This window comes from Citrobacter sp. R4, from assembly GCF_026719175.1.
Classification (GTDB): domain Bacteria; phylum Pseudomonadota; class Gammaproteobacteria; order Enterobacterales; family Enterobacteriaceae; genus Citrobacter_A; species Citrobacter_A sedlakii.
Genome location: NZ_JAPPSU010000005.1, coordinates 38,286 through 52,003, shown reverse-complemented (window position 1 = coordinate 52,003; position 13,718 = coordinate 38,286). Strand labels below are relative to the sequence as shown.

The window sequence follows — 13,718 nt, the reverse complement described above, 5'->3', positions numbered from 1 at the left end:
TCGGTAATTTACTGCGCGGCTGTTTTACATTTTTACAACTATTGAAAGATAAAAACACGTTAACGCAATGTGGATTTCTCGCCCGGCGATTATCGTTTTCATTAACTTTCTTGTGGAGTAAAAATTTTTATAAAATTACGCGCGAAAAATTATACCTTCGCCGCTTCCTGCCGATAACGAGGTTAGACGCGCCTCTGGGCGACTTCTCCCTCATGGCAAGGAAAACATATGTACATGCTTCGTAATTTCACTATCCGGGTTGTCATGCTGACGATCCTCGGCATTTTCTGTTTAATGTGGGTCGGTGTGGGGCTTTACAGCACCTGGTCTCTTTCTCGCGTCGCGGAGGGCAACGAGGTGGATCGCCATCTTGTTCGCCAGATGACGGTGCTCAGCCAGGGCAACGATCAGTATTTTCGCTTCGTGACCCGTCTCAGCCGCGCCATGGACGTTAAAATCGGCGGAGGGACGCCCGATTTTACGCCCGTACAACAGGCGCTGGATAACATGAGTAAAAAGTTACAGGAGATGAAAACCCTTTCTCCAGGCCCGATGGATCCCCAGGTTGCCGCCGATGTGCTGGCTAAATGGCAGGATCTGCTCGATAAAGGCGTCACGCCGCAAATGCAACTTGCGCAGCAGGGCACGCTGACCGCGTGGAGTGCGCAGGCGAATAACGTGACGCCAGCATTGAGCCGCGCCTTCGGCGCAAGCGCAGAGCGGTTCAATACCGCCGCTGCGGCCATGCTTGATCAAACCCGGGTTATGGTCGATGGCAAAACGGCGGTGATCCGCACGCTGATCGTCAGCGCGGTAATCCTGGGAATTGCGATCCTGTTTTTTACCGACCGCTATCTTGTGGCGATGCTGGTGAAACCGTTGGGGCGGATCCGTCAGCAGTTTCGCCAGATAGCCCAGGGCGATCTCAGCCAGCCGATTGACGATATTGGGCGTAACTGTGTGGGCCAGTTGGTTCCCCTACTGCGAGCGATGCAGGACAGTTTACGCGAGGCGGTCAGCGCGATTCGCGCAGGCAGCGATAATATCTGGCGGGGAGCGACCGAAATTTCCAGCGGCAACAACGATCTCTCATCGCGTACCGAGGAGCAGGCCGCCGCGCTGGAAGAGACCGCCGCCAGTATGGAACAGCTAACCGCGACGGTAAAACTGAACGCGGATAACGCGCGTCAGGCCAGCCAGCTTGCGGACTCGGCCTCCCGTACCGCCAGCCAGGGTGGTTCGCTGGTGTCAGACGTGGTGGACACCATGAACGGCATTTCCGCCAGCTCGAAGCAGATTGCCGAAATTACCACCGTGATTAACAGCATTGCCTTTCAGACCAATATTCTCGCCCTCAATGCGGCGGTCGAAGCCGCGCGTGCCGGTGAACAGGGGCGTGGATTCGCGGTGGTTGCCGGTGAAGTGCGTAACCTGGCAAGTCGCAGCGCGAATGCCGCGAAAGAGATCGAAACGCTGATCGCCGAATCCGTTCGCCGTGTCGATCAGGGGGCGCAACTGGTGAAAGACACCGGTTCGACCATGGAGGCGATTCTGCGCGGGGTGTCAGAAGTGGAGACAATAATGAAGCAAATCGCTTCGGCTTCAGAAGAGCAGAGTAAAGGCATTTCGCAGGTTGGCGTCGCCATTACGCAGATGGATGGCGTCACGCAGCAAAATGCCGCGTTGGTGGAACAGGTTTCTGCCGCCGCCGCCGCGCTGGAGCGTCAAACCGAAGAACTTCAGCGTTCGGTACAAAAATTCCGTCTTTCGCAAAGCGATAACGCTGACTTTCGAACCGAACATTGATCCGAAAGGGGTATTGGGCCGGTTTTATTAATTACACTACCGGCTACTCCCTTCGTTTTAGTATTCCTGCGCAGTATCATAGACTACATAACCATAATAAAAATGTGGTAAATGGCGCACCGATCGCAATAACGTTTGCGCGATTGATGCAAAATAAAAGCCAGGTCTTCGCAACGGAATAACTATAAAATGACTGGAGATAATACTCTCATTAATTCTCACGGCGTTAACCGTCGTGATTTCATGAAGCTTTGTGCAGCACTCGCCGCCACCATGGGGCTCAGCAGCAAAGCCGCCGCAGAAATGGCCGAATCGGTATCCCGTCCGCAGCGCCCGCCAGTTATCTGGATTGGCGCTCAGGAGTGTACGGGGTGTACCGAATCCCTCCTTCGTGCGACCCACCCCACGGTAGAAAACCTTGTTCTGGAGACCATCTCTCTGGAGTATCACGAGGTGCTTTCCGCCGCGTTCGGCCATCAGGTTGAAGAGAATAAACACAACGCGCTTGAGAAGTATAAAGGGCAGTATGTGTTGGTCGTCGATGGTTCCATTCCCTTAAAAGATAACGGTATTTACTGCATGGTTGCCGGTGAGCCGATTGTGGACCATATCCGCAAAGCGGCGGAAGGCGCGGCGGCGATTATCGCTATCGGCTCCTGTTCCGCCTGGGGCGGCGTCGCCGCTGCGGGCGTGAACCCAACCGGCGCGGTGGGTCTGCAGGAAGTACTGCCAGGCAAAACCGTGATCAACATTCCAGGCTGTCCGCCGAACCCGCATAACTTCCTGGCGACGGTCGCGCACATCATCACTTACGGTAAGCCGCCGAAGCTGGATGCGAAAAATCGTCCCACCTTCGCCTATGGCCGCCTGATCCACGAGCACTGTGAGCGCCGTCCGCACTTCGACGCCGGTCGCTTTGCCAAAGAGTTCGGCGATGAAGGTCACCGTGAAGGATGGTGCCTCTACCATCTTGGCTGTAAAGGACCGGAAACCTGGGGCAACTGCTCCACGCTGCAGTTCTGCGACGTAGGCGGCGTGTGGCCGGTGGCGATCGGGCATCCTTGCTACGGCTGTAACGAAGAGGGCGTGGGATTCCATAAGGGCATTCACCAGCTTGCTCACGTGGAAAACCAGACACCGCGTTCTGAAAAACCTGACGTAAATATGAAAGAAGGCGGCAACGTCTCTGCCGGCGCCATTGGTTTACTCGGCGGCGTCGTCGGACTTGTGGCAGGCGTCAGCGTGATGGCGGTGCGTGAACTGGGTCGTCAGCAAAAGAAAGATAACGCTGACTCACGGGGAGAATAACCGTGAACAGACGTAACTTTATTAAAGCAGCCTCCAGCGGGGCATTGCTGTTAGGCGCCGCGCCGTCTGTCAGCCATGCGGCTGCGCAAAACCGCCCGCCGATCCCCGGTTCACTCGGTATGTTATATGACTCGACGCTGTGCGTCGGCTGTCAGGCCTGCGTGACCAAATGTCAGGACATCAACTTTCCGGCGCGCAACCCCGAAGGGGAACAGACCTGGTCAAACAACGACAAACTGTCGCCCTACACCAATAACATTATTCAGGTGTGGCGTAGCGGCGACGGCGTGAACAAAGACCAGGTCGATAACGGCTATGCGTACATCAAGAAACAGTGTATGCACTGCGTCGACCCTAACTGCGTCTCTGTCTGCCCGGTTTCCGCGCTGAAAAAAGATCCGAAAACCGGCATCGTCCATTACAACAAAGACGTCTGTACCGGTTGCCGCTATTGCATGGTCGCGTGTCCGTACAACGTGCCGAAGTACGACTACAACAACCCGTTTGGCGCGCTACACAAGTGTGAACTGTGTAACCAGAAAGGTGTTGAGCGACTCGATAAGGGCGGTCTTCCAGGCTGTGTGGAAGTGTGTCCGGCGGGCGCGGTGATCTTCGGCACTCGCGAAGAGCTGATGGCCGAGGCGAAAAAGCGTCTTTCGCTTGAACCGGGCAGTCAGTATCACTATCCGCGTCAGACCCTGAAAACGGGCGACACCTACGTGCATACCGTGCCGAAGTATTACCCGCATCTGTATGGCGAAAAAGAGGGCGGCGGTACGCAGGTGCTGGTGCTGACCGGGGTACCTTACGAAAATCTGGATCTACCGAAGCTGGATGACCTCTCTACCGGCGCGCGATCCGAACACGTTCAACACACGCTGTATAAAGGCATGATATTACCCCTGGCTGCGCTGGCGGGCTTATCCGTGCTGGTTCGTCGTAACACTAAAAACGACCATCACGACGGAGGAGACGATCATGAGTCATGATCCTAAACCGCTGGGCGGCAAAATTATCAGTAAACCGGTCATTATTTTCGGGCCGCTAATCATCCTTTGTATGCTTCTTATCGTGAAGCGTCTGGTGTTTGGGTTGGGGTCCGTCTCCGATCTGAACGGCGGCTTCCCATGGGGCGTCTGGATCGCCTTCGACCTGCTGATCGGCACTGGCTTTGCCTGTGGCGGCTGGGCGCTGGCATGGGCGGTGTATGTTTTCAACCGGGGACAATACCACCCGCTGGTGCGTCCGGCGCTGCTGGCCAGTCTGTTTGGATATTCGCTGGGCGGTCTGTCTATCACGATTGACGTGGGGCGTTACTGGAACCTGCCGTACTTCTACATTCCGGGTCACTTCAATGTGAACTCGGTGCTGTTTGAGACGGCGGTCTGTATGACCATCTATATCGGCGTGATGGCGCTGGAGTTTGCCCCGGCGGTGTTCGAACGCCTGGGCTGGAAAGTGTCGCTGAAGCGTCTGAACAAGGTGATGTTCTTTATCATCGCCCTCGGCGCGCTGCTGCCGACCATGCACCAGTCCTCAATGGGATCGCTGATGATTTCGGCCGGCTACAAGGTGCATCCGTTGTGGCAAAGCTACGAAATGCTGCCGCTGTTTTCGGTGCTAACCGCCTTTATCATGGGCTTCTCAATCGTTATCTTTGAAGGTTCGCTGGTTCAGGCGGGTCTGAAAGGCAACGGCCCGGATGAAAAAAGCTTGTTTATCAAGCTGACGAACACCATCAGCGTACTGCTGGCGATATTCGTCGTGCTGCGCTTTGGCGAGCTGATCTATCGCGACAAGTTATCGTACGCGTTCGCAGGCGACCTCTATTCCCTGATGTTCTGGATTGAAGTCGTGCTGATGGTCTTCCCGCTGGTGGTGCTGCGCGTGGCGAAACTGCGCAACGATTCGCGGATGTTGTACCTGTCTGCGCTGAGCGCGCTGCTGGGCTGCGCGACCTGGCGACTCTCCTATTCGCTGGTGGCCTTCAATCCAGGCGGCGGCTACCACTACTTCCCAACCTGGGAAGAACTGTTGATTTCTATTGGTTTTGTGGCTATTGAGATTTGCGCTTACATCGTTCTCATTCGTCTACTGCCGATACTTCCTCCTTTAAAACAAAACGATCATAATCGTCATGAGGCGAGCAAAGCATGAGCCAGAGAATTACTATTGATCCGGTAACCCGTATCGAGGGGCATTTACGCATCGATTGCGAAATCGAAAATGGCGTTGTATCGAAAGCATGGGCGTCCGGCACCATGTGGCGCGGCATGGAAGAGATCGTGAAGAACCGCGATCCGCGCGACGCGTGGATGATTGTGCAGCGCATTTGCGGCGTCTGTACGACCACGCATGCCATCTCTTCGGTGCGTGCGGCGGAAAGCGCGCTGAACATCGACGTGCCGGTGAACGCGCAGTATATCCGCAACATTATTCTGGCGGCGCATACCACGCATGACCACATCGTTCACTTTTACCAGCTGTCCGCGCTGGACTGGGTGGACATCACCTCCGCGCTGAATGCCGACCCGGCAAAAGCCGAAGCGCTGCTGAAAGGCGTTTCCAGTTGGCACCTGAACAGCGCGGAAGAGTTCACGAAAGTGCAGAACAAGATCAAAGATCTGGTTGCCAGCGGTCAGTTGGGCATTTTCGCCAACGGCTACTGGGGACATCCGGCGATGAAACTGCCGCCGGAAGTGAACCTGATCGCGGTCGCGCACTACCTGCAGGCGCTGGAATGCCAGCGTGACGCCAACCGTGTGGTGGCGCTGTTGGGCGGTAAAACGCCGCACATTCAGAACCTGGCGGTGGGCGGGGTAGCCAACCCGATCAACCTCGACGGTCTGGGCGTGCTGAACCTTGAACGCCTGATGTACATTAAGTCATTCATCGACAAGCTGAGCGACTTCGTTGAACAAGTTTATAAGGTCGATACTGCGGTGATCGCCGCGTTTTATCCGGAATGGCTGGAACGGGGTAAAGGCGCGGTGAACTACCTGAGCGCGCCGGAATTCCCGACCGACGGCAAAAACGGCAGCTTCCTGTTCCCAGGCGGCTACATTGAAAACGCCGATCTGTCGACCTACCGTCCAATCAGCTCTCACTCCGATGAATACCTGATCAAGGGTATCCAGGAGAGCGCGAAGCACGCCTGGTATAAAGACGAAGCGCCGCAGGCGCCGTGGGAAGGCACCACCATCCCGGAATACAACGGCTGGGCGGATGACGGTAAATATTCGTGGGTGAAATCGCCGACCTTCTACGGCAAAACCGTTGAAGTGGGACCGCTGGCGAATATGCTGGTTAAACTGGCGGCGGGACGCGAGTCCACGCAGGCGAAGCTGAATGAAATTGTCGCTATCTACCAGAAGCTGACCGGTAAAACGCTGGAAATGGCGCAACTGCACTCCACGCTGGGGCGCATTATTGGCCGTACCGTTCACTGCTGCGAACTGCAGGGTATTTTGCAGAACCAGTACAGCGCGCTGATCGCCAACATTGGTAAAGGCGATCACACTACGTTTGTGAAGCCGGATATTCCGTCCACTGGCGAGTTCAAAGGCGTCGGCTTCCTTGAAGCGCCGCGCGGGATGCTTTCTCACTGGATGGTGATCAAAGACGGCATTATCAGCAACTACCAGGCGGTCGTACCGTCAACGTGGAACTCAGGCCCGCGTAACTTTAACGACGATGTCGGCCCGTATGAACAGTCGCTGGTGGGTACGCCGATTGCCGATCCGGAAAAACCGCTGGAAGTGGTACGTACTATTCACTCTTTCGACCCCTGTATGGCGTGCGCGGTGCATGTTGTTGACGCTGACGGGAACGAAGTGGTCTCTGTGAAGGTTCTGTAATGCGGATTTTAGTCTTAGGGGTCGGCAATATTTTGCTGACCGATGAAGCCATCGGAGTGCGGATCGTTGAAGCGTTAGCGCAGCGATACGTACTGCCGGATTTCGTAGAGGTCCTCGATGGCGGCACGGCGGGAATGGAATTGCTGGGTGACATGGCGAACCGCGATCATCTGATCATCGCGGACGCCATTGTGTCCAGAAAAAACACGCCGGGTACGATCATGGTCCTGCGGGACGATGAAGTGCCTGCGCTGTTTACCAATAAAATTTCCCCGCACCAGCTTGGCCTGGCCGACGTTCTGTCGGCCCTGCGTTTTACCGGCGAGTTCCCGAAGAAGCTGACCCTGGTGGGCGTCATTCCTGAGTCGCTGGAGCCGCACATTGGCTTAACGCCGACGGTGGAAGCGATGATTGAACCTGCGCTTGCGCAGGTTCTTGCCGCGCTGCGCGAGTCTGGTGTGGATGCCGTCCCACGGGAGGTTGCGCATGCCTGAGGAGATTTCAGGGTTCCAGACCGCCCCGAAGGCGCAGGTTAAGGCCGCGTTTGACGCCATCGCGCAGCGTTCAATGCACGATCTCTCTTTTTTGCATCCTGATATGCCGGTGTATGTCTCTGACTTTACGCTGTATGAAGGACAGTGGACGGGATGTGTCATCACGCCGTGGATGCTGAGCGCGCTGATTTTCCCCGGGCCGGATCAACTCTGGCCGGTACGCAAGGTGAGCGAAAAACTCGGGCTGCGTCTGCCGTATGGCGATATGACGTTTACCGTTGGCGAGCTTGACGGCGTATCGCAATATCTCTCCTGCTCGTTGATGTCGCCGCTGAATCACGCGATGTCGGCGGAAGAGGGCGTCCGTCTGGCAGACGACTGCGCGCGGATGCTGCTGTCGCTGCCGGTCAGTAATCCTGATGCGCCGCAAACCAGCCGCCGTGCATTGCTGTTTGGCCGCCGGAGTAGTGAAAATGCATGAGCTGTCTCTTTGCCAGAGCGCGGTTGAGATCATTCAACAGCAGGCAGAACAGCACGGCGTTAAGCGAGTCACTGGCGTGTGGCTGGAGATTGGCGCGCTTTCCTGCGTCGAGGAGAGCGCCGTCCGTTTTAGCTTTGACATTGTCTGTCAGGGGACAGTGGCGCAGGGCTGCGTGCTGCACATCGACTACACCCCAGCGCAGGCATGGTGTTGGGATTGCAGTCAGGTGGTTGAGATCGCCCGGCACGATGCGCAATGTCCGCGCTGCCATGGCGATCGTCTGCGCGTGGACACCGGCGATTCGCTAAAAGTGAAGAGTATTGAAGTTGAATAAACCTCTGGGTGGTTAATTATGTGTATTGGCGTTCCGGGTCAGGTTCTGGCGGTGGGTGAAGATATTCATCAACTGGCGCAGGTGGAAGTGTGTGGTATCAAGCGCGATGTCAATATCGCCCTGATCTGCGAAGGCAATCCTGCGGAACTGGTTGGGCAGTGGGTGCTGGTTCACGTTGGCTTTGCGATGAGCATAATTGATGAGCATGAGGCCAACGCTACATTAGACGCGCTGCGCCGTATGGATTACGACGTGACCAGCGCGTAATACCGCTTTCATTTCGCGACCTTCCTGGCCGGATAAGACGCACTGCGCGCCGTCATCCGGCCAGGAACTTATCCCTGTCGCTTATCTTCCGTCTTGTTTTCAACGTCGCTGGCGTCGTGCCGTTCATGCAGCTGTTCGTTCAGCGGACCGTTGGTCTTGTTCACTATTCTTCCCCGTTTCACTGCCGGACGTGCGGCAATCTCTTTCGCCCAGCGCTGCACGTTCTTGTAGCTGCCTGCGTCGAGAAATTCCGCGGCGTCGTACACGTTGCCGAGCACCACATTGCCGAACCATGGCCAGATTGCCATATCGGCAATCGTATAGTCGTCGTCCGCGACATAGGGGTGATTCGCTAACTGTTTATCCAGCACGTCCAGCAGACGTTTCGCTTCCATGGTGAAACGGTTAATGGCGTATTCGATCTTCACCGGCGCATAGTGATAAAAATGGCCGAAGCCGCCGCCAAGAAACGGTGCTGCGCCCTGTAGCCAGAACAGCCAGTTCAGGGTTTCCGTGCGTTTTGCCAGATCCTGCGGCAGGAAATAGCCAAATTTTTCCGCCAGATACAGCAGGATCGATCCCGACTCAAACACGCGCACCGGCGGATTTTGCGAATGATCGCGCAGGGCCGGGATCTTCGAGTTAGGGTTGACCTCAACAAAGCCGCTGGAGAACTGATCGCCTTCGCCGATGCGGATCAACCAGGCGTCATACTCTGCACCGGTGACGCCCAGTGCGAGCAGTTCTTCCAGCATGATCGTCACTTTCTGACCGTTCGGCGTGCCCAGCGAGTAGAGCTGCAACGGGTGTTTACCGACGGGCAACGTCTTGTCATGGGTTGGGCCGGAGATCGGACGGTTGATGTTGGCGAATGCGCCGCCGCCGGATTTATCCCACGTCCAGACGTTTGCGGGCTGATAAGTGTTATCTGACATGTTGACCTGCCTTCTGATGGGTTGTGTTGAAGCAGTGTAGCAGGTCGCCATTGAGGCATTTAACAGATTGGCACATTTACGCCCTGCTATTTTTTGCCTTCGCGCGTCTGGCCGCTGCGTGGAGGTGTATGATGATGAATGTTGTTGGGCAGGCAAGCAGATGCCGCTCAGGCTGTACAGATTGAGGTAAGTTGGATGAGCACAGGAACGAGCAGTCAGGATGCCCCCTTTGGGACATTATTGGGCTATGCCCCCGGTGGTGTAGCCATCTATTCTTCAGATTACAGCTCCCTTGACCCACGGGACTATGCCGACGACGCCGCGTTTCGCAGCTACATCGACAACGAGTATATGGGGCATAAATGGCAGTGCGTAGAGTTCGCCCGCCGTTTTTTGTTTCTTAACTATGGCGTTGTGTTTACCGATGTCGGTATGGCGTGGGAGATCTTCTCACTGCGTTTCCTGCGCGAAGTGGTAAACGACAATATCCTGCCGCTGCAGGCCTTTCCTAACGGTTCGCCTCGCGCGCCGGTCGCCGGGGCGCTGTTAATCTGGCAAAAGGGCGGTGAATTTAACGAGACCGGTCATGTGGCGATTATCACCCAGTTGCTGGAGGATAAGATCCGTATCGCCGAGCAGAACGTCATCCACACGCCGCTCCCTCCCGGCCAGCAGTGGACGCGCGAGCTGGAGATGGTGGTAGAAAAGGGTCATTACACGCTGAAAGATACCTTTGACGATACCACGATTCTGGGGTGGATGATCCAGACTGACGACACGCAGCACAGCCTGCCGCAGCCGGGGAACGCCAATGACTCACTGAAGATCCGCGGCGCGCGTCTGGCGGAGAAAGGCCAGTTCGACGGCAAATGGCTGGATGAACGCGATCCGCTGCAAAAGGCGTATGTGGCCGCTAACGGGCACGTGATAAATCAGGATCCGTACCAGTATTTCACCATCACCGAGAGCGCCGAGCAGGAGCTGATTAAAGCGACCAACGAACTGCATCTGATGTATCTTCATGCCACCGACAAGGTGCTGAAAGATGACAATCTGCTGGCGCTGTTCGATATTCCCAAAATTCTCTGGCCGCGTTTACGTTTGTCCTGGCAGCGTCGCCGTCATCATATGATCACCGGTCGTATGGATTTTTGCATGGATGAACGCGGGCTGAAGGTTTACGAGTACAACGCGGATTCCGCCTCCTGCCATACCGAGGCGGGGCTGATTCTTGAACGTTGGGCTGAACAGGGCTATACGGGACAGGGCCATAACCCCGCCGAAGGGCTGATCAATGAACTGGCCGGGGCGTGGAAACACAGCCATGCGCGGCCTTTCGTGCATATCATGCAGGATAAAGACATTGAGGAAAATTACCACGCCCAGTTTATGCAGCAGGCGCTGCGCCAGGCCGGGTTTGAAAGCAAAATCCTGCGCGGGCTGGATGAGTTGCGCTGGGACGACGCGGGGCAACTGATTGACGGTGACGATCGCCTGGTGAACTGCGTCTGGAAAACATGGGCCTGGGAAACAGCGATTGAGCAGATTCGCGAAGTCAGTGAAACCGAATACGCCGCTGTGCCGATCCGCACCGGGCACACCAATCAGGACGTCCGCCTGATAGACGTCCTGCTGCGCCCGGAGGTGCTGGTGTTTGAACCACTGTGGACAGTGATCCCCGGAAACAAAGCGATCCTGCCGATTCTGTGGCAACTGTTCCCGCATCATCGTTATCTGCTGGACACCGATTTCACAGTGAACGACGAACTGGCGCAAACCGGTTATGCGGTGAAACCGATTGCCGGACGCTGCGGCAGCAATATCGATCTGGTCAGTCATCAGGAAGAACTGCTGGATAAAACCAGCGGGAAATTCGCTGAGCAGAAGAACATTTATCAGCAACTGTGGTGTCTGCCAAACGTCGCCGGGAAGTACATTCAGGTCTGCACGTTTACTGTTGGCGGCAACTACGGCGGCACCTGCCTGCGCGGCGACGAGTCGTTGGTCATTAAAAAAGAGAGCGATATTGAACCGCTGATTGTCGTGAAAGAATAGACGCTTACCTTGTAGCGCAGCGCTTACAGACCTGCGACGTGACGGCAGACCTAAATACGGTAAGCGCTACATAAACCCAAACCCGCCTTCGGGCGGGCTTTTTACATCGTGAAGCCGCCGCCGGCGCGGCGTTATTCTGCAACAACCAGGATAAAGAGGCGTTCCCCAGGGGCAGGAATATCAGAGAGAGTTAAGACTATTTTTAAAAAGAGACTTCTTCATCAAGTTTTTAAACCTATACGGGAGAAATAGTTCTTAATCGTGTCTTGCTGGTATATTCATCATCGTTTTAAATTTTGATTTATTATTTATGCAATAAATGTTTCATCTGCAGAAATAATTCTCTTTTGCCAGCTTCTTTTGTAGGTATATAATTATTGGGATTTTTCAGGGAAATAATACACGAATTCAGATCCAGATGAGGGAGCATGCACTATGAATACCCGGTCAGCAATATTTTTATGTGTGGTCGCATTCCTGCTGGCGGGTTGTGAGCCACGCTCCTCCATCGATGCGAAGAAAACGGGGCTGCGGGCGGAGAGCGGCGTCAATAAAAATGCTTCAGCACAGCTGTTGTCGGACAAGGATATTTTTGGTAACGAAACCACATTGGCGGTGTCCGAAGAGGATATCCAGGCGGCGCTGGAAGAGGATGAGTTTCGTGTACCGCTGAATTCCCCTGTTATTCTCGTACAGTCCGGTAGCCGCGCGCCGGAAACGGCGATGCAGCAAGAAATGCGGAAATATTATACTGTCGCGACCTTTTCCGGGATTCCGGACAGGCAAAAAGTGATTTCCTGCAATAAAAATGAGAACGGCGATGTGGTTGTCAGTGAGAATATGAACTGGATGCAGGCACTGCGTTACGTCGGCGCGAAGGGGCATCAGAAAGCGATCGTTGTTTATCAGGATACATTGCAGTCCGGTAAATACGATCCCACAACCAAAACGACGACGTGGTCGGACTATAAAAATGAGAAGCTGACGGATGCGGCTTCGCTGCGTTTCCTGGTGCGTTTTACGCTCGTGGATGTGGCGACAGGAGGCTGGTCCACCTGGACGCCAGTCAACTATGAAGAGGCTGTTCTTCCCTTGCTGACGAGTAAAACCGGCACAGCTACCACGGAGCAACAAATTACTCAGCTTAAACAAAAAACCTATGCAACAGCGGTTAAAGATTTGGTGAGCCGGTATCAGTAAATCAACTCTACATCAGACGTTGAGTTATGGCGACGATCAGAAACATTATCAGTAGGACGGGGTATTCTCGTACTGAATCGAATCCATAGCCACGAGGGAAAAATGTCAAATAGGTATATATTTTTAGAAACACAAGATGCAATAAGATTATTTAGTGCTTCTCGGTAAGTGATAATATTTTTATTAATATCACAGTGGTTATTGATGAGTATAATAACGAAAAAGAACCTCCACTTTTTGAAACTTCGATCACTGACAACGTTGTTGTTTTATCACTATTTAGTGATTTTAATGAACAAAGGATAATAAGAGAAAGAGTTACTTACGCATTTCATAAAAATAAAATATTCGTGGTTTTGTAGAGGAATAAATAAAAATCTCCGTTCAGTACGCTAAACTAAACATCCCGTCTTTGATCCCTTTAACTGACTGTTTAACCTGATAAAGTTCATCCTGCCATTCCTGAACCTCGTTACGTCCGCCATCAACACAATACACCCGTCCGTAATCCTCACCGTCAGTCCGCGTCTGGTCTCAGATCCCGCCTCTGCCAACCCGTCGCCCCTAAGGTGCACTCTGGGGCTGCGCGAATATCCGGTGGGGACGTTGATTTTACGGTTGGTGCGGTAAATACCGACATAACCGACTTTAAGACGGCGATACTCACCCCCGATGGGGGAGTAAATGCGCTATGAGTAACCGGTATGCAGAAACCGTTTAACCAGAGTAACGACGGCTGAAACCGGGAAGCTGGTAGCGGCAGGTCATCCGCGAGCACCTGGAATGGGACGTTCGGGGCCAGACGGTGCGGCCGTGCTCGACACCAGAGGCAGGATCGTCTACCGGGTGGGGTCAGTCCAGTGGACCCTCATGAACTTTGCAAACCTCTTTCAGAGTCCACTATAAGCACGGATTAAAAACGTAATTTCTCATAGGCACATAATTTGTCCATGTAAGATATTTCTGATATAAATAGGCGTC

13 protein-coding genes are annotated in these 13,718 nt (G+C 54.4%); 11 read left to right on the top strand and 2 right to left on the bottom strand.

Features of this window, described 5'->3' with window-relative positions:
• The first annotated feature begins 228 nt into the window (after window positions 1-228).
• The 9 genes from OOJ60_RS12660 (at window position 229) to hybG (ending at window position 8,547) form a co-directional block, all read left to right on the top strand.
• The gene (locus tag OOJ60_RS12660) at window positions 229-1,806 is read left to right on the top strand and encodes a methyl-accepting chemotaxis protein (protein ID WP_205612667.1); all 1,578 of its coding nucleotides are present in this window, start codon (window positions 229-231) and stop codon (window positions 1,804-1,806) included.
• 189 nt (window positions 1,807-1,995) lie between these two features.
• Entirely contained in the window at window positions 1,996-3,114 is a 1,119-nt protein-coding gene (hybO, locus tag OOJ60_RS12655; RefSeq protein WP_042289187.1) for a hydrogenase 2 small subunit, read from the top strand.
• Window positions 3,115-3,116: 2 nt separating this feature from the next.
• The gene (hybA, locus tag OOJ60_RS12650) at window positions 3,117-4,103 is read left to right on the top strand and encodes a hydrogenase 2 operon protein HybA (RefSeq protein WP_042289184.1); all 987 of its coding nucleotides are present in this window, start codon (window positions 3,117-3,119) and stop codon (window positions 4,101-4,103) included.
• Window positions 4,093-5,271: a Ni/Fe-hydrogenase cytochrome b subunit gene (gene hybB, locus OOJ60_RS12645; RefSeq protein ID WP_042289182.1), complete on the top strand. Its 1,179-nt coding sequence runs from the start codon at window positions 4,093-4,095 to the stop codon at window positions 5,269-5,271. Before hybA ends, hybB begins: the two co-directional genes overlap by 11 nt.
• Complete coding sequence (hybC, locus tag OOJ60_RS12640) at window positions 5,268-6,971, top strand: hydrogenase 2 large subunit (RefSeq protein ID WP_205612666.1); 1,704 nt, start codon at window positions 5,268-5,270, stop codon at window positions 6,969-6,971. Before hybB ends, hybC begins: the two co-directional genes overlap by 4 nt.
• Window positions 6,971-7,465, top strand: a complete 495-nt coding sequence (locus OOJ60_RS12635; RefSeq protein WP_181822066.1) for a HyaD/HybD family hydrogenase maturation endopeptidase — start codon at window positions 6,971-6,973, stop codon at window positions 7,463-7,465. The genes hybC and OOJ60_RS12635 overlap by 1 nt, the downstream gene beginning before the upstream one ends.
• Complete coding sequence (gene hybE, locus OOJ60_RS12630) at window positions 7,458-7,946, top strand: hydrogenase-2 assembly chaperone (RefSeq protein ID WP_205612665.1); 489 nt, start codon at window positions 7,458-7,460, stop codon at window positions 7,944-7,946. The genes OOJ60_RS12635 and hybE overlap by 8 nt, the downstream gene beginning before the upstream one ends.
• Window positions 7,939-8,280, top strand: coding sequence for a hydrogenase maturation nickel metallochaperone HypA (gene hypA, locus OOJ60_RS12625; RefSeq protein ID WP_042289173.1), 342 nt, complete (start codon window positions 7,939-7,941; stop codon window positions 8,278-8,280). The genes hybE and hypA overlap by 8 nt, the downstream gene beginning before the upstream one ends.
• 18 nt (window positions 8,281-8,298) lie before the next feature.
• Complete coding sequence (gene hybG, locus OOJ60_RS12620) at window positions 8,299-8,547, top strand: hydrogenase maturation factor HybG (RefSeq protein WP_042289171.1); 249 nt, start codon at window positions 8,299-8,301, stop codon at window positions 8,545-8,547.
• Between the two features lie 68 nt (window positions 8,548-8,615).
• Here the strand turns inward: hybG and yghU are convergent, their stop codons facing one another.
• On the bottom strand, window positions 8,616-9,482 hold the full coding sequence (gene yghU / locus OOJ60_RS12615) for a glutathione-dependent disulfide-bond oxidoreductase (protein ID WP_205612664.1): 867 nt from the start codon (window positions 9,480-9,482) through the stop codon (window positions 8,616-8,618).
• Between the two features lie 195 nt (window positions 9,483-9,677).
• Here yghU and gss point away from each other — a divergent pair, with 195 nt between their 5' ends.
• Window positions 9,678-11,537, top strand: a complete 1,860-nt coding sequence (gss, locus tag OOJ60_RS12610) for a bifunctional glutathionylspermidine amidase/synthase (protein ID WP_042289165.1) — start codon at window positions 9,678-9,680, stop codon at window positions 11,535-11,537.
• 435 nt (window positions 11,538-11,972) lie between these two features.
• Window positions 11,973-12,737 carry a hypothetical protein gene (locus OOJ60_RS12605; RefSeq protein WP_205612663.1) on the top strand — a complete coding sequence of 255 codons (765 nt, stop codon included), beginning with the start codon at window positions 11,973-11,975 and terminating at the stop codon, window positions 12,735-12,737.
• A gap of 392 nt (window positions 12,738-13,129) precedes the next feature.
• On the opposite strand, the gene OOJ60_RS12600 is transcribed toward OOJ60_RS12605, so the two are convergent.
• Window positions 13,130-13,348 carry a hypothetical protein gene (locus tag OOJ60_RS12600; protein WP_407057102.1) on the bottom strand — a complete coding sequence of 73 codons (219 nt, stop codon included), beginning with the start codon at window positions 13,346-13,348 and terminating at the stop codon, window positions 13,130-13,132.
• Window positions 13,349-13,718: the final 370 nt, after the last annotated feature.